The sequence below is a fragment of the Luteibacter aegosomaticola genome, assembly GCF_023078475.1.
GTDB classification, from domain to species: Bacteria; Pseudomonadota; Gammaproteobacteria; order Xanthomonadales; family Rhodanobacteraceae; genus Luteibacter; species Luteibacter aegosomaticola.
This window is the reverse complement of the sequence record NZ_CP095741.1, coordinates 2058833-2077876: the sequence shown is the minus strand read 5'-3', so window position 1 is coordinate 2077876 and position 19044 is coordinate 2058833. Positions and strand designations below refer to the sequence as shown.

Sequence of the window (19044 nt, the reverse complement as noted above, 5' to 3'; positions counted from 1 at the left end):
CGGTCCTTCGTTAGTGGGCGTCTCGCGCAGCATAGCGACGGACGGCCAAATGTGAAGAGCCGTGGGTTTACGTAGGCCGATAGGTGGATTGCGCGGGCGCGCCCAGCCGGGTCTTATCATGCGATGCGTAATGTCATGGCAGCCCAGGAGATATCGCTGGAGGCCCTCGGGCTTCTCCAGGCGCTGCTGCACCACGATTATGACGAGGCGCACTTTCGGGCCGGCCATGTCGCGCGGCACGCCACGCTGCACGAGCACCTCCCCGTCGCTGACGCCGCCGAACGCATCGAATCCCTGCTACAGACCGGCACGCCCGATACCGACGCCTTGCACGTCGCGCTGCGCACCCTTGCACATTCGGTCGATCGTATGCAGCTGGTTGCCCTCCGTCGCGCCGGCATGCTGTTCTGAGGATGGTGCTCGGGTAGGATCGGGAGAGACCTCCCGGAGCCACGCCCCATGAGCCATTCGTCCGAATTCATCAACCCCGCCGTGCCGCCCAGTGGCGCCGGCTGTGCGGAGTGCACGGCTAGCGGCGACTGGTGGTTTCACCTGCGCCGCTGCGCCCAGTGCGGGCACGTCGGGTGTTGTGACGATTCACTCAACCGCCACGCCCGCAAGCATTACGAAGAGACCGGCCACGAAATCATCCAGAGCTTCGAGCCTGGCGAAGGCTGGTTCTACGATTACCGCACCGATGAAGAAATCCGCGGCGCTCCCCGCCTCGCCGATCCCCAGGCCCATCCGCACGATCAGCCCGTCCCCGGACCGAGGGGTGTTGTTCCGCGCAACTGGCAGGCGATACTGATGGCACGAAATGAGCGGGAACAGCTGGAACGCAATGACCGAACTGATTGAGTGGGATGACTTCACCAAGGTGGTGATGGTGGCCGGCACGGTGACCCGCGCCGAAGCCTTTCCCGAGGCAAAGCGCCCGGCCTACCGCATCTGGGTGGACTTTGGCCCGCTGGGCGAGCGTAAGACCAGCGCAAAGGTCACCGGCGTCTACGCGCCCGAAGATCTCGTGGGCAAGCAGATCATCGGCGTCGTCAATTTCCCCGAGAAACAGATCGGCCCCGTCCGTTCGCAGTTCCTGCTGACCGGCTTCCACACCGACGAGGGCGTCGTCATCGCCACGACGGAACGCACCGTGCCCAACGGCACGCGGCTGGCGTGAGGCACTAAGGCATGAATATCTGGGTCGATGCCGACGCCTGCCCCAACGTCATCAAGGACATCCTGTTCCGCGCCGCGGAGCGCGAACAGGTCGAGGTCACCCTGGTCGCGAACCAGTGGATCCGCACGCCTGCCTCGAAGTTCATCCGCTCCATCCAGGTGCCGGGGGGCTTCGACGTCGCCGATGATGAAATCGTCCGGCGCGTGCAGCCGGGCGACCTCGTGGTCACGCAGGACATCCCGCTGGCCTCGTTCGCGATCGAGAAAGGCGCCCTCGCCCTGCACCCTCGCGGCGAGCTGTTCACCCGCGACACCATCGCGGCGCGGCTTTCCATGCGCAACTTTATGGAAGAACTGCGCGGCGCGGGCGTGGACACCGGTGGCCCGGCGGCCATGCATCCGCGCGACCGGCAGAACTTCGCCAACGAGCTCGATAAGTGGCTGGCGCGGCGGCGCAGCCAGGCCGGTAGCCGGTAGCCGGTAGCCGGTCAGGCTGCCGTGGGCAACGTCGGCACTGGCGGCACCGTGCGCGGCAGCTCGGCGGCCGACACAGGGCTACCGAGCAGGAAGCCCTGCAAGGCATTGCAGCCGAGCCGGGTCAGCAGCTCTTGCTGCTCGACGGTTTCGACACCCTCGGCGACGATCTTCAGGCCCAGCGTTTTGCCGAGCGCGATGATCGCGGCGACGATCGCTTCGTCATCGTTGCCCTGGGCGAGTTCGGTCACGAAACCGCGATCGATCTTGAGCTCATCCGCCGGCAGCTGCTTCAGGTAAAGCAGGCTGGAGTACCCGGTACCGAAATCGTCGATCGAAATACCCACGCCCAGCGCGGCCACCTGGTTGAGGATGGCGAGGCTCGTCTCCGCATCGCGCATGGCGGTGGATTCGGTGACTTCCACGGTGAGATGGCGCGGCTCCACGCCGTGCCGGGCGAGCGCATCGCGCAGCGTATCCACCAGGCCGGCGTGGTTGAGCTGGGCGGTCGAGACGTTCACGGCCACCGTCCATTCGTCATGCCCGGCATCGCGCCATGCACGCATCTGCCGGCAAGCCTCGTCGATCACCCAGTTACCGATGGGCACGATCAAACCGGTGCGTTCGGCCACCGGCAGGAACTGATCCGGGGGCACCAGGCCTTCGCCCGGCTTGTTCCAGCGCAGCAGCGCCTCGACACCGACCATCGGGCCGTTCGGCGAGACCAGCTTGGGCTGGTAATGCAGGATGAATTCGTCACGATCGAGCGCGCGGCGCAGGTCCTGCTGCAGCTTCAGCTGCTGGTGGACGTTTGCGTTCATCGCGGTTTCAAAGAAGCGGAAGCCACGACGGCCCTGCTCCTTCGCGTGATACATGGCCGCATCGGCATTGATCATCAGATCGTGGCGGCTGCGGCCATTTTCGGGATACAGCGCAATGCCGACGCTCGCCGAGACATGCGCCGTCACACCGTTGATCAGGTACGGCTCGCTGAGCAGGTCGACCAGTTCTTCGGCCAGCATGGCCGCATCTTCCGGGCCATGGATATCGACCACTACGACGAACTCATCGCCACCGAGACGGGCCACCGTCTCATCATCCCGTTTGCATGCGAGGATGCGGCGCGACACATCACGCAGCAATTCGTCGCCGACATGGTGGCCGTAAACATCGTTGACCGCCTTGAAACCATCCAGATCGAGGAACAGCACGGCGAAGCGACGGCCGCTTTTCGACGCGTTGTGGATGGATTGGTCGAGACGATCCTCGAGCAGGACGCGATTGGGCAAGCGGGTAAGGTTGTCGTGCATCGCCAGCTGGAGGAGTTCGCTATTCGCGCGATCCAACGAATTCGCCAGCATGCTCGCGCGGGCATCCAGCATGGCCACCGCGAGGGCAATCGCGAACACGGACAGGGTCACGACGATCACCACGACGGCGAGGTATTTCACGTCGATCCCGCCGGCAACGGCCGCGCCACACCAGCTACCTTCGGGGAAATTCGCCGCGGCCATGCCGGTGTAATGCATGCCCACGATGGCGCAGCCCATGACCAGCGACGCGCCGAAACGGGCCACCCACACCCGGCTGGTATCGCGACGCAGGCGGAAGGCAATCCACAATGCCGCGCCGGAGGCGAGCACCGCGAACACAATGGAAAGCGAAAAGAGCAGCGGATCGTAGACAACGCCCGGCATCATCCGCATCGCGGCCATGCCGGTGTAATGCATGGCGGAAATGCCCGCCCCCATCAGCAGCGCGCCCACCGCGAGGCGCCGCCGCGGCAGTTCGTTCTGGCAGACCAGCCATAGCGCGAATGCCGAAGAGCCCACGGCAATCACCAGCGACAGGATGGTCAGGTCGATGTCGTAGCCCAGCGTGATCGGCAGGCTGAAAGCCAGCATGCCCACGAAGTGCATGGCCCAGATACCCAGGCCCATGGCGAACGAGCCGCCCACCAGCCACAGCAACGAAGCCCGCCCCCGCGTACCCGCGACGCGACCAGCCATGTTCAGCGCCGTATACGAGGCCAGGATAGCCACGACGAACGAGAACACGACGAGGACATTGCTGTAACTGCTTACAAGCATTGAAAAACCACCTACAGAAGAGGAGCAGGCCGGGGATGCCCACACGGCAGCCCAACCCCTGACGACGAGCGGTTCGCCGCATCATATGAAACGGTTTCGGTATTTTCGTCGATTTCTTAAGCCGTCTGGCCGGATCTGCTTCAGCTACGTTTCATCCGGGCGATACGACAGGCACAAAAAAACCCGCTTTCGCGGGTTCCTTTGCGATCCGGTTGAGGTTGTCCGGATCTATGTTGGTGCCCAAGGGGGGACTCGAACCCCCACGACCTAAGCCGCTACCACCTCAAGGTAGTGCGTCTACCAATTCCGCCACCTGGGCATAACTTTGAAAACTAGGGTGTTGCTCTTACTTCTTGGCCGTCGAAGCGGGTGCCGGGTTGGCTGCCTGCTGCGGGGCCGGAACTTCGTTGTTTGCCGCCGGAGCCGTGGCTGCCGGGACATCGGTGGCCGGAGCCGCCGTATTGGCCGCCGGCGTTGCCGGAGCCGTGGCGCCTGACATCACGCCGAGATCTGCCGCTGGCTGGGGATTACCCGTACGGCCCAGGTAGATACCCATGCCGAGGCTCAACAGGAAGAACAACGTGGCGAGGACCGCCGTCGCACGGGTCATGAAGCTCGACGAACCGCGTGCACCAAACACGGTAGCGGACGCGCCACCACCGAAGCCGGAACCTGCCTCCGCACCTGCACCGCGCTGCATAAGAATCAGCACGATCATCGCTGCGGCGATCAGGATATAGAAAACGCTGAAGAGAATGAACATATCTTCTTGTTTTTGCCGTGTCGCGAATTATCGACGCGCCGCGGCGCATATATCCAGGAAATCGGATGCCACGAGAGCCGCGCCACCGATCAGTCCCCCGTCTACATCCGGCTGGGCGAAAAGTTCGGCTGCATTAGCCGGCTTGACGCTCCCGCCGTAAAGCACCCGGGTCAGGAGCGAGATATTAGCATCCTTTTTTGCCAATTGGCTACGGATGAATGAATGAATTTTTTGGACCTTGTCTGGCGTGGCCGTCAGGCCGGTGCCAATCGCCCAAACGGGCTCATACGCAATGACTGCTTCGCGAAAGGCCTCGATCCCGTTGTGGTCGAGGACAGCGGCCAGCTGGCGGCCGATCACCGCTTCGGCCTGCCCGGCTTCGTGCTCTTCCTTCGTTTCGCCAACGCACAGGATCGGGGTAAGCCCGGCCTGGCGGGCCGATTCGAACTTCTTCGCCAGCAGCGCGTCGGTTTCATGCTGGTACTGGCGGCGCTCGGAATGACCGACCAGCACCCAGGTGGCACCCACGTCGCGCAGCATGGCGCCCGAGATTTCGCCGGTAAACGCGCCCTGCACGTGGTGTTCGGAAAGGTTCTGCGCGCCGAAACCCAGCCCGCGATCGCCATAGCGCTCGGCGAGCTCGCCCAGATAGACATCCGGGGGGAATACCAGCACGTCCGTGCCGTCCGGCAGGTCTTCCACGATGTCGCGGACGAGCTTGTCGGCCATGGCACGCGAGCCATGCATTTTCCAGTTTCCGGCGACGAGCTTCTTGCGCATGGCGGGCTTCCAGGCGGTAGTAACGGGGCGGCAGGATAACGGCGGGCTGGTGAAGGGCAAAGCTGCAATGCCGCATCGTGGCCGCCGCATGCGGCGTTCACCGAGGGTAACGCATGCTACGGGCCATCGAGCTTGTCGGTTCCGACCTATCATTGCCCCATGCGCATACTGAGAATCCTCTTAATCTCCCTGCTCCTCGTGGCCACGGGCACCGCCTTCGGCCAGGACGGGGACGCCGCCGCCACGCCGGCCCAACAGCTGGACGATCTGCGAGGCCAGCTCGATAGCGTCGAGAAGGCCATGAAGGCTGCGGACGTCACCGACGGCCAGATCGACGACCTGCGTGCCCAGGCCAACGACGTCGGCAGCAAATCCCAGAAAGTCTCCAGCTCGCTGCAGAGCGGCCGCGACGCCGCCAAGGCCCGTGTCGACCAGCTTGGCCCCGTGCCCACCGGCGGCGCGAAGGAGCCGCCGGAGGTCGTTCAGGCCCGCAAGGACGCGCAGAAGGCCTTTGATGCCGTCGATGGCCAGATCAAGCAAGCCGACGCCATGGCCCTCGAAGCCACGCAAACGGCCAACGCGCTATCCGACCTGCGCCGCACGCGCTTCCAGGAACGGATCTCCCGTCAGAGCTATTCGCCACTGTCCCGCCCCTTCTGGTCGGAACCCGCCAAGGCGTTTCCGCGCGACTCGGCCAACGTGCGCGATTTCGCCAGCCAGGCCCAGGCGGATATCGCGAACAGCTGGACGAACGGCAACCGTGCGGCACTGATCAGCTGCATCCTCGTCGGCCTGCTGCTGATGACCGCGGTGCGCTACTGGATCGAGTCGCGCGTACGCAGCCTTACAGCGAACCGCATGCCGCCCGGGCGCCTGCGTCGTTCGGCGCTCATTGTCGGCATCACGCTCACGTCGGCGCTCACCACCGGCATTGGCACACAGTTGTTCTATGTGGGCCTGAACTGGCGAGACACCTTCAGCGATGAAACCAACGAGGTGGCGAAGGCCATCGTGCACCTGGTGTTCTTCGGCGCGTTCATCGCCGGGCTCGGCCGCGCGCTGATTTCGGCAAAGCGGCCTTCGTGGCGCTTGCCGGCGATCTCTGACGAAACCGCACTGAGCCTGCGCCGCTTCCCCATGCTGTTCTCGCTGGCGGTGGTGGTCTTCTACTTCCTGCGCGTGCTTAACCGCGTCATCGGTACCAGCCTGGCTGCGGAAGTACTGACCAGCAGCCTGCAGGCCGTCGTACTCACCTTGCTCACCGCCCTCGCCCTCATCCGTCTCAGCCGCACGCACGAAGCGCCGGAGGAAGGCAGCACCGAACCGCCGCGCCCGGTGTGGGCCAGCCTGTTCATTGCCGCCGCATGGGTTGCCATCGTCGCCTCGTGGATCGGCCTGCTCAGCGGGTTCATCGCGTTCGCCTCGTGGATGGCCGGCCAGGTCGTATGGACCCTGATCGTGATCTCCGCGACGTATCTCGCCATGCGTCTGGTGGACGATCTCTTCGAGACCCTGCTTTCGGAAAAGGGCCCGATGAGCGCGCGGGCGCAAGCCCTCTTCGGCACCCATCCCAAGCTGCTCGACCAGGCCGGCGTGCTGTTGTCCGGCGTGTCGCGTCTGGCGTTGTTCCTGTTCGGCCTGACCGCCGTCATTTCCGGATTCGGCGCCGGCACCTCGGACATCATCGATCTCGCCAGCAAGGTGCAGCAGCTGAAGATCGCGGGCGTCACGCTGCAGCCGGCACAGATCCTCGGCGGCATCGGCGTGTTCTTCGCCGGCCTGCTCGCGGTGCGCATCGTGAAGAGCTGGATGGCCGAGCAATACCTGCCGCGCACCAGCCTCGACCCGGGCATGCGCACCTCGCTTACCACGCTGCTCGGCTACGTCGGCATCGTCATCGTGGTGTCCATCGCCCTGCTCTCGCTGGGCCTGTCACTGCAGAACATCGCGTGGGTCGCGTCCGCCCTCTCCGTGGGTATCGGTTTCGGTTTGCAGGCGATCGTGCAGAACTTCATCTCCGGCCTGATCCTGCTCGCGGAGCGGCCGGTGAAGGTGGGCGACTGGGTGGTGCTAGACGATGCGGAGGGTGATATCCGCCGGATCAACGTGCGCGCCACGGAAATCCAGGTGGCCGACCGCTCCACGATCATCGTGCCGAACTCGTCGTTCATCACGAAGCCCGTGCGCAACATGACCATGGCCAACCCGCAGGGCCGCGTGCTGATCAAGCTGCCGATGCCGCTGGATTCGGACCCGGTAGCCATTCGCGACCATGTCCTCGATGCGATGAGAGAGCACCAGGGCGTGGCAGAGACGCCTGCGCCTTCCGTCACGCTCGATAGCATCGACCGCGCGGCCATGACGTTCTCGATCACCTGTTACGTGGGCAGCCCACGTGATGTGGGCGGCGTGAAGAGTGACCTGCTGTTCGAGATCATCGCCCGCCTGCGTGGCGCGGATATTCCGCTGCTGCGGCCGCAGGATCTGGTGCTGCGTTCGGGCGGGAACATGGGGGACCTGATCGGGCCGACCGGGGCCGGGGCGCCCAAGGCGTCGACGGATCCCGAGAGCTGAGGCAAAGCCTGCCCCGGTAGGAGCCCACCCTGTGGGCGACGCCGTTCGCGATAGAGCCGCAGGGTCTGTGGCGCTTTCGCGAAAGATGTCGCCCACAGGGTGGGCTCCTACGCTGGGGGTCTCTTAGTTCTTGACCGGCGCCAGGCGCAGGTCCTGGAAGTCGAAGCTGAAATCGGTGAGCGGCGAGACCGGCTCCATGCGCACTTCGCGCACCTTGCCATCCGGATCCAGCGCGAAGTTCACGAACGCATCGCCATTGAGCGAGCGGTCATTCCAGTGCGCGATGAACGTATCGTGCTGCCACGGCTCGAGCGTGCCGGTGAGCTGCGCGGTCTTCGAAAAGCTCATCACCAGCTTGCCACCCTGCTTCGCCACCTTGACGTCGCCGTACCAGGGATCGCGATACGTGCCGACGTAGCCGTCCAGCGGCAACGACGGCTTCGCGCCCTTCATGCGATCGGCCTCGTGCTTCTTCATGCTGTCGTCGGCATTGCCTTCAGCCTTCTTCACCGACGCGGCGTAAGCGGCGATCCAGTCCGTCTTCGGCGCATCCATGAAGGCATCGAGCGCGCGCATGGTCACAGCCTGAAACGCGGCACCGCTCTCCTGGTTGGTCAGCACCACGATACCCAGGTGCAGATCGGGCACCATCGTCAGGCGCGAGACCATGCCCGGCCAGCCGCCGGTGTGCCACACGAGCTTGTGCCCGCGGTAATCGGAGACGAACCAGCCCTCGCCGTAGCCGGAGAAGTTCGGCACGGCCGCCTTCAACTCGGGCACGCTCGGCTCGCCGATACGGATGGGCGTGATCAGCGACCACATCTCTTTCTGCCGCGCGGACGAGAACAGGCGCTGCTCCTTGCCGCTCGCATCGGTGTACACGCCACCGGCAAGCTGCATGTTCATCCACTTGGAAAGGTCATGCACGCTGGAGTAGATACCGCCCGCGGACGGGTTGTTATTCCAGGACATCGGCTCGACCGGCTTCAGGTCCTTGAAGTCGAACTTGGCGTGGCCGATCGCCGTGTCGTCGCCCGGGTTGATATGGTCGGGCGCGCTGGTGATCGATTCACTCATGCCCAGCGGCTGGAAGATGCGATCGCGAACGAAGTCGGCCCAGGGCTTCCCGGAGACCTGCTCGATGACCAGGCCGGCCACGGCGAACAGGATGTTGTCGTAGTTGTACTCGGCGCGGAAGCTGTTGGTCAGCGGCACGTAACGCAGGCGCTCGACCACTTCCTTCGTGGTGTAGGTGGTGGCCGGCCAGTACAGCAGGTCACCCGCGCCCAGGCTCAGGCCGCTGCGATGGGCCAGCAGGTCGCGCACGCGCATTTCGCGGGTCACGTAGGGGTCCGACATCTGGAACCACGGAAGGCGGTCAACCACGCGGTCGTTCATGTCGAGCTTCTTCTCGTCCGCCAGGATGGCGAGCGAGGCAGCAGTGAACGCCTTGGTGTTCGAGGCAATAGCGAAGCGCGTATGCGCATCGACCTTGGCGGGATCGCCCAGCTTGCGCACGCCCGAGCCCATCTCGAGCACGATCTTGCCGTCCTTCACGATAGCCACCGCGATACCCGGCACATCGAACTGCTTGCGGGTGGCGTCGACGTAAGCGTCGAAATCGGCCAGTGCGACCGGGCGCGCTTCGGCGCTGGTGGCGCCCGGGGCGGGCGTAGCATCCTGCGCCTGCGCGGCGAGCGCAAACACGAACGAAGTGACCCCGAAAGCGAGGAGAGGACGAAGGCGCGACATGGGAAACCCCTGCTGGAAAAACGGTGTTCCAGACTATGCCGCGCCCGGGGCGCAGAAGGAAGGGACCGCTTAGGCCTTGCTTTTCTGGCTGAAGATGACGCTGCCCAGGATGATCGCGCCCGCCAGCGCCATGGTCGGGGTGAGCGGCTCACCCAGGAACATCCACGCCCAGGCCACGCCGAATAGGGGGACGAGGTAGGTGGAAGTGGCCGCACGGGGTGCGCCGATCTTCTGGATCAGGCGGAAGTAGAACGCATAGGCCAGGCCCGTCGACAGCACGCCCAGCGCGATCACGCAGGCCCACGACTTCGCCGGGATCGCCGCTTCCGGCCAGGTAGCCCATGCGAGCGGCGCGGTGAGCACCGTGGCGCCGAGCAAGCATCCTGCAGCCACCGCGGTAGGCGCGATGTCCGAGAGGAATTTCTTGATGAGGTTGGCTGCCAGGCCATAGCAGAACGAAGCCGTGGCACCGGCCAGCGCCGCCAGGCCTACGTTCTCGCCAGCCGTCTTGCCGCTGGCCAGGATCACCACGCCAACAAAGCCGGCGACGAGGGCGATCGCCTTGCGCGTGCCGATCTTCTCGCCGAAGCCCACGAAGGCCACCAGCGCAGCGAACAGCACGGTCATGCTGTTGGCGATGGCGCCGATACCTGCGGGCGCGCGTTCCGCACCCCAGGCGAACAGCGTGAACGGGATAGCCGCGCTCAGGCCGCCGAGCAGGAGCATCTTCCACAGGTGTGAGAAGCGGATCGTGGCGCGGGCGCGCCATAGCAGGGGCAACAGGATCAGCGAGCCAAACGCGAGCCGCGTGCCCACCAGCGGGAACGGACCAAAGTCCTTCGCCGCGATGCGCATGAAGAGGAACGAGCCACCCCAGACGGCGCCCAGTGCCACCAGTTCGGCGCCGGTGCGCCAGTCGCGCTCCGTGGCAGGGGCGATGGGATCGATGGGGGCATCGGCAGCGGCGGACATAGGAACCTCTCGGGGCTGTGGCTCCCTATTGTCGCCGGAACCTCGCCGCCCACAAGCGCAATGTTTACACCCTAGCCTACAAAATCCTTCAACCCAGCCACCGTAGGAGCCCACCCTGTGGGCGACATCTTTCGCGATAACGCTACAGGCCCTGTGGCGTCATCGCGAACGGCGTCGCCCACAGGGTGGGCTCCTACAGGGGGGGACGGAGTCAGTCGACGCCGACGAAGCCGCCGGTCTGGTGCGCCCAGAGGCGGGCGTAGAGGCCTCCGTGGGCGATCAGCTCGGCATGGGTGCCGGTTTCCACGATGGCGCCCTTCTCCATCACCACCAGGCGATCCATGCGGGCGATGGTCGAGAGGCGGTGGGCGATAGCGATGACCGTCTTGCCCTGCATCAGGGTTTCCAGGCTTTCCTGGATCGCGGCTTCCGCTTCGGAATCCAGCGCCGAGGTCGCCTCGTCCATGATCAGGATGGGCGCATCCTTCAGCAGCACCCGCGCGATGGCGATGCGCTGGCGCTGGCCACCCGAGAGCTTCACGCCACGCTCGCCGGCGTGCGCGTCGTAACCCGTGCGCCCTTCCCCATCGGAAAGCAGCGGAATGAACTCGTCCGCACGCGCCTTGCGTACGGCCTCGGCCATCTCCGCCTCGGTGGCGTCCGGCCGACCGTAAAGGAGGTTGTCGCGGATCGAGCGATGCAGCAGCGACGTATCCTGCGTGACCACCCCGATATGCGAACGCAGGGACTCCTGGGTGACCCGCGCAATGTCCTGGCCGTCGATCGAAATGTGGCCCTCTTCGAGGTCGTACAGGCGTAGCAGCACGTTCACCAGCGTGGACTTGCCTGCACCCGACGGGCCAACCAGGCCAATTTTTTCGCCCGGCCGCACGATCAGATCGAGCCCGCTGATGATGCCGCCGGCCTTGCCGTAGTGGAAATGGATGTCGTCGAAGCGCACCTCGCCGCGTGTCACACGCAGCGGCAACGCATCGGCGCGATCGACCACCGTGCGCTCCTGCGAGATGGTGGTGATGCCATCCTGCACGGTACCCACGTTATCGAAGATGCCGTTCACCACCCACATGATCCAGCCGGACATGTTGTTGATGCGGATGACCAGGCCCACGGCCAGCGCCACCTGGCCGGTGGAAACGCTGCCGCGCGTCCACAGCAGCAGCGCCAGCGCACTGGTACCGGCGATCAGGAGACCGTTGATCGAGGTAATGGAGAAATCCATGGCCGTGACCATGCGGTTCTGCGCGCGCAGCTTGTCGGTCTGCTCGTTCAGCGCTTCCTTCGCATAGAGTTCTTCGCGGTTGGTATGGGCGAAGAGCTTCAGGGTCATGATGTTGCTATAGCCGTCGACGATACGGCCCATGAGCTTGGAGCGTGCCTCGGAGGCATGCCACGAACGGTCTTTCACCCGCGGCACGAAGTACACGAGCATGCCGATATACGCGGCGATCCACAGGACCAGCGGCAACGCCAGCAACAGGTCCGCCTTGGCGAACAGGTACACCGACGTGCCCGCGTAAACGGTCACGTACCACATGGCGTCCGCCACCTGCATGGCGGATTCGCGCAACGATGGCGCGGTGGTCATGATGCGGTTCGCCACGCGGCCGGCGAAATCGTTCTGGAAGAACGACAGGCTCTGCTTAAGCACGTAACGATGATGCTGCCAGCGCATCATGGCGGTCATGCCGGGGTTGATCGCCTGGTTCACCAGCAGATCGTGCAAGCCCAGGAACAACGGGCGCAGGATGACCACCACAAAGGCCATCCACAGCAGTGTCTGCCAGTGGGTCTGGAAGAACACCGCCGCCGGCGTCTTCTGCGCCATGTCGACGACGCGGCCGAGGAAATCGAACAGCGCGACCTCGATCAGCGCCACGATCAGGCCCACGAGCAGCGCCACCACGAATAGCTTCCACACCTGACGCAGGTAGTAGATGTAAAAGCGCGTAACAGTCTTCGGCGGCGCGCTGTCAGGCGCGTCGCGGAAGATATCGATAAGGGATTCGAACCAGCGGAAGATCATGCGGGAAGTGTACTCCCTGCCGCGAAGGGATCACGCAGTAGGAGCCCACCCTGTGGGCGACATCTTTCGCCTCATGGCCACAGGCCCTGCAGCGTTGTCGCGAACGGCGTCGCCCACAGGGTGGGCTCCTACGCCAGGCGGCGGTCTATCGCGACGTAAATCAGGCCGAGGATCAGGAACAAACCACCGACGATGCCGGTATTGAGCAGCACCTGGCCGTAGCCGAGGTGATCCACATTCATGAAGAGATACGGGTATTCATGGACCACCGCCCCGCGCAGGAACGTCCAGGCGGCGAACAGGCCAGGAAAAACGAGCCAGCGGAGGGCGTCGGACCAGCGCAACTCCCCGTGTGGCAGCAGGGCCAGCCACCAGAACACATACAACGCCGGCACGACGTAATGCACCGCGCGGTCGGCGATCAACTGCGGGCCCTGGGGGTGCCATTGGCCCTGCAGCACCGTGGCGTAGACCAGGCAGGTCACCGTGATCGAAAGCGCCGCCAGCCCACGGATGCGCGGGCTGCGCCATAAGCGCAGGAAACGCCAGTTACCGCCCGTGGCCGCCGAACCGGCGACCAGGGCGACAAGCAGGTTGGACAGGATGGTGAAGAAGCTGAGGAACCGGACCGTGGCCCAGAGCGCCGGCCCGGACCACAGGATCAGCCAGTACTGCAGCAACAGCCCCGACCAGGCGACGGCCGCCACGATCACGGCGAACAGGTTGGCAAGGGCGGCACGCGAAGGCATGCCGCGCAGTATCAACGAGGCCAGCTGTTATTGGAACGGTCGCGATCGGGCACCTTGTGGTCCGGATCGATCACCGCCGCCACCACCTTGTGGCTACCCGGCACGGTCACGTCAAAGCTCTTGTGCTGTTGCCAGGTTTCCACCGGGATGCGGATGTCCTTCGTGGATTTGTCATCCAGCGTGACCCGCAGCGTCGCCGGCATCACCAGCTGGTCACGGTTTTCGATCGTAACGACCTGGCCATTCACCTTGGTCACCGCCAGGTCCAGCTGCCAGTTGTTGGCGTACCAGCCGCGCCAGAACCAGCCGAGATCCTCACCCGACTCGCTTTCCATCAGGCGGAAGAAATCCGACGGCGACGGGTGCTTATAGGCCCACGTGGCGATGTACTTGCGGAACGCCGGGTCGAAACGCTCCGGCCCGATGATCTCCTCACGCAGCAGTACCAGACCCAGTGCCGCCTTGTAATAGGTCGCGGGGTGGCGGTACTTCTCCTTCACCATGTCCGCACCGATCAGCAGGTTCGGTGCGTCCGGATCGGCCAGCAGCGGCAGGATGCCATCCACCGGGTTGCCACCCTTCGGCGCGTACTCACCATCGCGCTTCGGGCCGAACTCACCGTGATTGAACGCGTCCATTTCGTAAACGTCGATGAAGGTATTGAAGCCCTCATCCATCCACGCGTTGCGCCGTTCATCGCTGCCCACGATCATCGGGAACCAGGTGTGGCCGATCTCGTGCGCGGTCACCATGTGCAGCGGCTTGGCCGGTGCTTCCGCCGGGTCGAAGACGATGCCCGGGTATTCCATGCCGCTCGCGGCGCTACCACCCTCATTGATCGCCACCGGGTACGGGTACGGGTACCACTTGGTCGAGAAGTACTCGACCGACGCCTTCATGAACTCCGTGGAGCGACCCCACAGCTTCGCCGTGGCGCTTTCCACCGGGTACACCGACATGGCCAGGGCCTTCTTGCCCTCCGGCAGATTGATCCGCGCGGCATCCCACACGTACGCCGTCGACGCGCCGAAGGCCACGTCGCGCGTGTTATGCATGCGGAACTTCCAGGTCAGCGTACCGCCCTGCTTCGGCCGGCTCGCCGGGTCCGTCACCTCTTCCGGGGTGCGGATCATCACCGTGGTATCGCTCTCGCGCGCCTTGGCCAGGCGCTGCTGCTGGGTCTTCGTGAGCACGTCTTCCGGGTTCACCAGTTCACCGGAGCCCGCCACGATCATGTTGGAGGGCACGGTGATCGCGTAGTTGAAATCGCCGTACTCGAGGTAGAACTCGCTATTGAGGTACGGCGCGGTATCCCAGCCGCGCTGGTCGTCGTACACGCACATGCGCGGGTACCACTGGGCCATCTCGTAGATGTTGCCGTTCTTCGACGGATCGAAACCGGTGCGGCCGCCGAAATCACCCGGCAGGTCGTAGGAATATTCGATCGTGACATCGACCTTGCCACCCTTGGCAGCCAGCGTCTCCGGCAGGCGCACCTGCATGCGGGTATCGGCCACGACATACTGCGCCTTCTGCGCCTTGCCGCCCTGGCTCACCGTGACCGATGCGATCCGGTAACCGTCCGTGTGCTGCTTCGGCATCTTGTCGCCGGTGAAGTTGCCACGAGCGTCCTCCGTGAAGCGGTTCTCGTCCATCTGCACCCACAGCACGTCCAGCGCGTCAGGGCTGTTATTCGTGTAGTGGATGGTGGCCTTGCCCACCATGGTGTTCTTCACCGGGTCGAGCGTCGCGGCCAGGTCGTAATCGGCGCGGTTCTGCCAGAACAACGGGCCCGGCATGCCGCTGCCCGATCGGTAGCCGTTCACCGGCTGCGGGTAGGTAAACGGGGCGAAGGTCTCGCGGGGGTCGAAGGTGCCGGCGGCGGCACCCAGCGTGGTGGCCATGGCAAGGCCAGCCAGGGTAAGGCGGATCGTGGGGTTCATGGAAACGCTCGTGGGACGACCCATGGAGACTACCCGTGGGCGCCACATGCCCCCAACCGTGCCGAAAGTCAGGGGTACGGCCCCTCACATGACGAAATCTTCCCACCTGCCCCGGCATCATGGGCGGATATCCGGAACAAGCCTTCCATGGTCGATCGTTTACAATAAAACGAGCCATCCCCGCGGGATCATCGGTGTCATCCGTTTGTATACCTTGCATCCCGCCCGGGCAGCCGCATATTCCCCACGTTGTTTTTCCACGAGGACCCCACGCATGAAAATCGGTTTGATCGGTCTGGGCCGCATGGGCGGCAATATCGCCCGCCGCCTGATGAGGGATGGTCACGAAACGGTCGTGTTCGACGTCAGCGCCGACGCCCGTGCCACCCTGGCAAAGGATGGCTCGCAGGCCGTCGATTCCGTCGAAGCCCTGGTCCAGGCCCTGCCTTCGCCGAAGGCTGTGTGGGTGATGCTGCCCGCCGGTGAGATCACTGAAGCCACCATCCAGCAGCTGGCTGGCCTGATGGGTAAGGACGACATCATCATCGACGGCGGCAACACGTTCTATAAGGACGATGCGCGCCGCGGTAAGGAACTGGCCCAGAAGGGTATCCACTACGTGGACGTCGGCACCTCCGGCGGCGTGTGGGGCCTCGATCGCGGCTACTGCATGATGATCGGTGGCGACAAGCCCACGGTCGACCACCTCGATCCGATCTTCAAGACCCTCGCCCCGGGCGCCGGTGATATCCCGCGTACCGAAGACCGCGAAGGCCGCGATCCGCGCGTCGAGAACGGCTACATGCATGCCGGCCCCGCCGGTGCCGGCCACTTCGTCAAGATGATCCACAACGGCATCGAGTACGGCATGATGCAGTCGTTCGCGGAAGGCTTCGATATCCTGAAGAACCGCAACGCTTCGTTCCTGCCGGAACACGAGCGCTACGACCTCGACATGGCCGATATCGCCGAAGTCTGGCGCCGTGGCAGCGTCGTGTCGTCGTGGCTGCTCGACCTCACGGCCAGCGCGCTGGCGAAGGGTTCGGAGCTGGATAACTACTCCGGCTACGTCAACGATTCGGGCGAAGGCCGCTGGACGGTCAACGCGGCGATCGAAGAGGCCGTGCCGGCCGAGGTGCTCACCTCCGCCCTGTTCGCCCGCTTCCGCTCGCGCCAGGACCACACCTACGCCGAGCGCCTGCTCTCGGCGATGCGCATGGGCTTCGGCGGCCACATCGAAGGCCGCGGTACCCCGCCCAAAGAAGGCGAGCACTCGTAAGCAACACAAAAAACGCCCCGAACAACGGGGCGTTTTTTTGCCCCCGTAGGAGCCCACCCTGTGGGCGACGCCGTTCGCGAAAACGCCACAGGACCTGCCACGTCATCGCGAAGAGATGTCGCCCACAGGGTGGGCTCCTACGAGGCCGGCGTCAGAGTGTCTGCCAGTCGCCACTATCCAGGCGATTCTCGCGATCCTTCCACTGCTCGGGCGTCTGCGGCTTGACGAACAGCGCCACGATCGGCAGCTCTGCATCGCGTGTCGCGGCTTCCATGCGGCGCACGCACTCCTCGATCTGCACGGTCGTCAGGCCGTCCTCGAACTCCGTGGACAGCGCCGCCATCACCTGGTCCGGCCCGAGCTGCAGCGTCAGCACGCCGTTGACCTTGCGTACGCCCGGCACCGTCGCGGTGATCCGGCACACCTTGTCGAGCAGATGCGGGGTGGCCGATTCGCCAATGAGCAACGCCTTGCTCTCACGCGCCAGCAAGGCCGAGGCCAGCGCCAGTACTACCGCAATGCCGATCGAAGCCCAGCCGTCCATGCGCGGATCGTTCAAGGCATGCGAGAGGTAGATCCCGAGCCCGGCAATCGCCAGGCCCAGCAGCGCCGCACTATCTTCGAACAGCACGGTGAACGTCGTCGGATCCTTGGAGCCGCGGAAGGCTTCGAAGTAACCCATGCGCCCCTTTCGGCGTTGCACGCTCTTGAGTGAGAGGTACCACGAGCTGCCTTCGAACAAAGCAGCGATGCCAAGGACGAGATAACTGGCCTTCGCGTCGCGCAACGGCTCGGGTTGCAGGATGTGGTTCACGCCTTCGTACAGCGAGAAGCCGGCACCCAACGCCAGCACGAGCAGCGCGACGATGAAACTCCAGAAATACAGCTCGCGTCCGTAGCCCAGCGGATGCTCGCGATCGGGCGGCTTACGCGAGCGGCGCAGCCCGTAGAGAAGAAGGATTTCGTTGACGCTATCGACGAGGGAGTGAACACCCTCGGAGAGCATCGCGGCGCTGCCGGTCAGGGCGGCGGCGATGAACTTGGCCACGGCGATGCCGACATTGGCGGCCAGCGCGGCGTAGACGATGAGCTTGTTATCGGTGGCCATAAGGGATGCTGGCCAGCATGGCGTGTGCGCCATGTAAAAACTTGCACGAACCCATTCCCCGGGCGACACCCGTAGGAACCCACCTGTGGGCGACACCCGTAGGAGCCCACCCTGTGGGCGACATCTTTCGCGAAAGAACAACAAGACAGGACCCCACCCCGTGAGCGACACCGCTAACAGTAGGAGCCCACCCTGTGGGCGACATCATTCGCGAAGAAGCAACAGGAATAAGAGCCCACCCCGTGCAGCAACATCTCCCGCGAAAGAGCAACAGAACCTGTTGCCCCAACGCAAAAAGATGTCGCCCACAGGGTGGGCTCCTACGAACGCCTTACTTGGCGAACAGGTGCTCGACGCCGGCGCGCTCTTCGCGCAGTTCCTTTTCGGTCGCGTCGATGCGCGCCTGCGAGAACGCGTTGATCGCCAGGCCCCGGACGATGGCGTACTTGCCATCCTTCACGGTGACCGGGTAGCCGAAGATCACGCCCGGCTCGACGCCGTACGAACCATCCGACGGGATCGCCATGGAGACCCAGTCGCCTTCGGCGGTGCCGAGGGTCCAGTCACGCATGTGGTCGATGGCGGCCGAGGCAGCCGAAGCAGCCGAGGAAGCGCCGCGCGCCTTGATGATCGCCGCGCCGCGCTGCTGCACGGTCGGGATGAAGTCGGCTTCGTACCAGGCCTGGTCGACCTGCTCCAGCGCCGGCTTGCCCTTCACCGTGGTGGTGTGCAGGTCCGGGTACTGGGTGGAGCTGTGGTTGCCCCAGATGGTGAGCTTCTTGATGTCGGTCGAGTGCGAACCGGTCTTCTCGGCCAGCTGCGACAGGGCGCGGTTGTGGTCCAGGCGCACCATGGCGGTGAAGCACTTCGGATCGAGGTCCGGAGCGTTCTGCTGCGCGATCAGCGCATTGGTGTTGGCCGGGTTACCGACGACCAGGACGCGCACGTCGCGCTTGGCGTGATCGTTCAGGGCCTTGCCCTGCGGGCCGAAGATGGCGCCGTTGGCTTCGAGCAGGTCCTTGCGCTCCATGCCCGGGCCACGCGGACGCGCGCCGACGAGCAGGGCGTAATCGACGTCCTTGAAGGCGACGTTGAGGTCATCGGTGGCGACCACGCCCGCGAGGGTCGGGAACGCGCAATCGTTGAGCTCCATCACCACACCCTGCAGGGCCGGGAGGGCCGGGGTGATTTCGAGGAGGTGCAGGATCACCGGCTGGTCCGGGCCCAGCATGTCGCCAGCGGCGATACGGAACAGGAGGGCATAGCCGATCTGGCCGGCTGCGCCGGTCACGGCAACGCGAACGGGTGCTTTCATCTTTCGACTCCTCAGGAATACTGCT

The 19044-nt window shown here is 64.6% G+C and carries 17 protein-coding genes and 1 tRNA gene; 7 read left to right on the top strand and 11 right to left on the bottom strand.

The genetic code is table 11. From position 1 onward, the window contains the following. Positions 1–123: 123 nt before the first annotated feature. From L2Y96_RS09035 to L2Y96_RS09020, 4 genes are read left to right on the top strand one after another with little or no spacing between them, the layout of a single operon-like run. Positions 124–411 (top strand): hypothetical protein, encoded by a 288-nt coding sequence (locus L2Y96_RS09035; protein ID WP_247335885.1) that lies wholly within the window; start codon positions 124–126, stop codon positions 409–411. Between the two features lie 48 nt (positions 412–459). Beyond that, positions 460–858, top strand: coding sequence for a UBP-type zinc finger domain-containing protein (locus L2Y96_RS09030; protein WP_247335883.1), 399 nt, complete (start codon positions 460–462; stop codon positions 856–858). Further along, a complete protein-coding gene (locus tag L2Y96_RS09025; RefSeq protein ID WP_247335881.1) occupies positions 842–1177 on the top strand; it encodes a tRNA-binding protein in 336 nt (111 codons plus the stop codon). Before L2Y96_RS09030 ends, L2Y96_RS09025 begins: the two co-directional genes overlap by 17 nt. An 11-nt stretch (positions 1178–1188) precedes the next feature. After that, positions 1189–1653 carry a YaiI/YqxD family protein gene (locus tag L2Y96_RS09020; RefSeq protein ID WP_247335879.1) on the top strand — a complete coding sequence of 155 codons (465 nt, stop codon included), beginning with the start codon at positions 1189–1191 and terminating at the stop codon, positions 1651–1653. A gap of 11 nt (positions 1654–1664) precedes the next feature. Here L2Y96_RS09020 and L2Y96_RS09015 read toward each other — a convergent pair whose 3' ends face one another. From L2Y96_RS09015 to tpiA, 4 genes are all read right to left on the bottom strand, one after another. Continuing rightward, complete coding sequence (locus L2Y96_RS09015) at positions 1665–3740, bottom strand: putative bifunctional diguanylate cyclase/phosphodiesterase (RefSeq protein ID WP_247335877.1); 2076 nt, start codon at positions 3738–3740, stop codon at positions 1665–1667. 234 nt (positions 3741–3974) lie between these two features. After that, positions 3975–4059 (bottom strand) — tRNA-Leu (locus L2Y96_RS09010). 27 nt (positions 4060–4086) lie between these two features. Beyond that, positions 4087–4503 carry a preprotein translocase subunit SecG gene (gene secG, locus L2Y96_RS09005; protein WP_247335874.1) on the bottom strand — a complete coding sequence of 139 codons (417 nt, stop codon included), beginning with the start codon at positions 4501–4503 and terminating at the stop codon, positions 4087–4089. A gap of 27 nt (positions 4504–4530) precedes the next feature. Next, complete coding sequence (gene tpiA, locus L2Y96_RS09000) at positions 4531–5283, bottom strand: triose-phosphate isomerase (protein ID WP_247335873.1); 753 nt, start codon at positions 5281–5283, stop codon at positions 4531–4533. Positions 5284–5442: 159 nt separating this feature from the next. Between tpiA and L2Y96_RS08995 the strand changes: the two genes are divergently transcribed. After that, positions 5443–7857: a DUF3772 domain-containing protein gene (locus L2Y96_RS08995; protein ID WP_247335870.1), complete on the top strand. Its 2415-nt coding sequence runs from the start codon at positions 5443–5445 to the stop codon at positions 7855–7857. A 123-nt stretch (positions 7858–7980) separates the two neighbouring features. Here L2Y96_RS08995 and L2Y96_RS08990 read toward each other — a convergent pair whose 3' ends face one another. From L2Y96_RS08990 to L2Y96_RS08980, 3 genes are all read right to left on the bottom strand, one after another. Continuing rightward, positions 7981–9609 carry a serine hydrolase gene (locus tag L2Y96_RS08990; RefSeq protein WP_247335868.1) on the bottom strand — a complete coding sequence of 543 codons (1629 nt, stop codon included), beginning with the start codon at positions 9607–9609 and terminating at the stop codon, positions 7981–7983. A gap of 69 nt (positions 9610–9678) precedes the next feature. After that, the gene (locus L2Y96_RS08985) at positions 9679–10581 is read right to left on the bottom strand and encodes a DMT family transporter (protein ID WP_247335866.1); all 903 of its coding nucleotides are present in this window, start codon (positions 10579–10581) and stop codon (positions 9679–9681) included. A 211-nt stretch (positions 10582–10792) separates the two neighbouring features. After that, positions 10793–12625, bottom strand: coding sequence for an ABC transporter ATP-binding protein (locus L2Y96_RS08980; RefSeq protein ID WP_283248878.1), 1833 nt, complete (start codon positions 12623–12625; stop codon positions 10793–10795). On the opposite strand from L2Y96_RS08980, the gene L2Y96_RS23070 reads away from it, so the two are divergent. Then, positions 12604–12666, top strand: coding sequence for an NADH-ubiquinone oxidoreductase-F iron-sulfur binding region domain-containing protein (locus tag L2Y96_RS23070; RefSeq protein ID WP_425492619.1), 63 nt, complete (start codon positions 12604–12606; stop codon positions 12664–12666). The two genes, L2Y96_RS08980 and L2Y96_RS23070, sit on opposite strands and share 22 nt — an antisense overlap. Before the next feature lie 87 nt (positions 12667–12753). Here the strand turns inward: L2Y96_RS23070 and L2Y96_RS08975 are convergent, their stop codons facing one another. Beyond that, positions 12754–13374 carry a Pr6Pr family membrane protein gene (locus L2Y96_RS08975; protein WP_247335865.1) on the bottom strand — a complete coding sequence of 207 codons (621 nt, stop codon included), beginning with the start codon at positions 13372–13374 and terminating at the stop codon, positions 12754–12756. Between the two features lie 11 nt (positions 13375–13385). Beyond that, positions 13386–15317: a M1 family metallopeptidase gene (locus L2Y96_RS08970; protein WP_425492593.1), complete on the bottom strand. Its 1932-nt coding sequence runs from the start codon at positions 15315–15317 to the stop codon at positions 13386–13388. A gap of 274 nt (positions 15318–15591) precedes the next feature. Between L2Y96_RS08970 and gnd the strand changes: the two genes are divergently transcribed. Further along, positions 15592–16596: a phosphogluconate dehydrogenase (NAD(+)-dependent, decarboxylating) gene (gnd, locus tag L2Y96_RS08965; protein WP_247335861.1), complete on the top strand. Its 1005-nt coding sequence runs from the start codon at positions 15592–15594 to the stop codon at positions 16594–16596. 151 nt (positions 16597–16747) lie between these two features. Here the strand turns inward: gnd and L2Y96_RS08960 are convergent, their stop codons facing one another. Further along, the gene (locus L2Y96_RS08960) at positions 16748–17704 is read right to left on the bottom strand and encodes a cation diffusion facilitator family transporter (RefSeq protein WP_247335859.1); all 957 of its coding nucleotides are present in this window, start codon (positions 17702–17704) and stop codon (positions 16748–16750) included. Between the two features lie 331 nt (positions 17705–18035). Next, on the bottom strand, positions 18036–19019 hold the full coding sequence (locus L2Y96_RS08955) for a malate dehydrogenase (protein WP_247335857.1): 984 nt from the start codon (positions 19017–19019) through the stop codon (positions 18036–18038). Between the last annotated feature and the right edge of the window lie 25 nt (positions 19020–19044).

What these genes read in the sequence shown, in the direction of transcription:
- L2Y96_RS08960 (WP_247335859.1), bottom strand. Translation starts at nt 17,704, where the DNA reads ATGGCCACCGATAACAAGCTCATCGTCTACGCCGCGCTGGCCGCCAAT.
- L2Y96_RS09025 (WP_247335881.1), top strand. Translation starts at nt 842, where the DNA reads ATGACCGAACTGATTGAGTGGGATGACTTCACCAAGGTGGTGATGGTG.
- L2Y96_RS08955 (WP_247335857.1), bottom strand. Translation starts at nt 19,019, where the DNA reads ATGAAAGCACCCGTTCGCGTTGCCGTGACCGGCGCAGCCGGCCAGATC.
- L2Y96_RS09030 (WP_247335883.1), top strand. Translation starts at nt 460, where the DNA reads ATGAGCCATTCGTCCGAATTCATCAACCCCGCCGTGCCGCCCAGTGGC.
- gnd (WP_247335861.1), top strand. Translation starts at nt 15,592, where the DNA reads ATGAAAATCGGTTTGATCGGTCTGGGCCGCATGGGCGGCAATATCGCC.
- L2Y96_RS08990 (WP_247335868.1), bottom strand. Translation starts at nt 9,609, where the DNA reads ATGTCGCGCCTTCGTCCTCTCCTCGCTTTCGGGGTCACTTCGTTCGTG.
- tpiA (WP_247335873.1), bottom strand. Translation starts at nt 5,283, where the DNA reads ATGCGCAAGAAGCTCGTCGCCGGAAACTGGAAAATGCATGGCTCGCGT.
- L2Y96_RS08975 (WP_247335865.1), bottom strand. Translation starts at nt 13,374, where the DNA reads ATGCCTTCGCGTGCCGCCCTTGCCAACCTGTTCGCCGTGATCGTGGCG.
- L2Y96_RS08995 (WP_247335870.1), top strand. Translation starts at nt 5,443, where the DNA reads ATGCGCATACTGAGAATCCTCTTAATCTCCCTGCTCCTCGTGGCCACG.
- L2Y96_RS09015 (WP_247335877.1), bottom strand. Translation starts at nt 3,740, where the DNA reads ATGCTTGTAAGCAGTTACAGCAATGTCCTCGTCGTGTTCTCGTTCGTC.
- L2Y96_RS08985 (WP_247335866.1), bottom strand. Translation starts at nt 10,581, where the DNA reads ATGTCCGCCGCTGCCGATGCCCCCATCGATCCCATCGCCCCTGCCACG.
- secG (WP_247335874.1), bottom strand. Translation starts at nt 4,503, where the DNA reads ATGTTCATTCTCTTCAGCGTTTTCTATATCCTGATCGCCGCAGCGATG.
- L2Y96_RS08980 (WP_283248878.1), bottom strand. Translation starts at nt 12,625, where the DNA reads ATGATCTTCCGCTGGTTCGAATCCCTTATCGATATCTTCCGCGACGCG.
- L2Y96_RS09020 (WP_247335879.1), top strand. Translation starts at nt 1,189, where the DNA reads ATGAATATCTGGGTCGATGCCGACGCCTGCCCCAACGTCATCAAGGAC.
- L2Y96_RS08970 (WP_425492593.1), bottom strand. Translation starts at nt 15,317, where the DNA reads ATGAACCCCACGATCCGCCTTACCCTGGCTGGCCTTGCCATGGCCACC.
- L2Y96_RS09035 (WP_247335885.1), top strand. Translation starts at nt 124, where the DNA reads ATGCGTAATGTCATGGCAGCCCAGGAGATATCGCTGGAGGCCCTCGGG.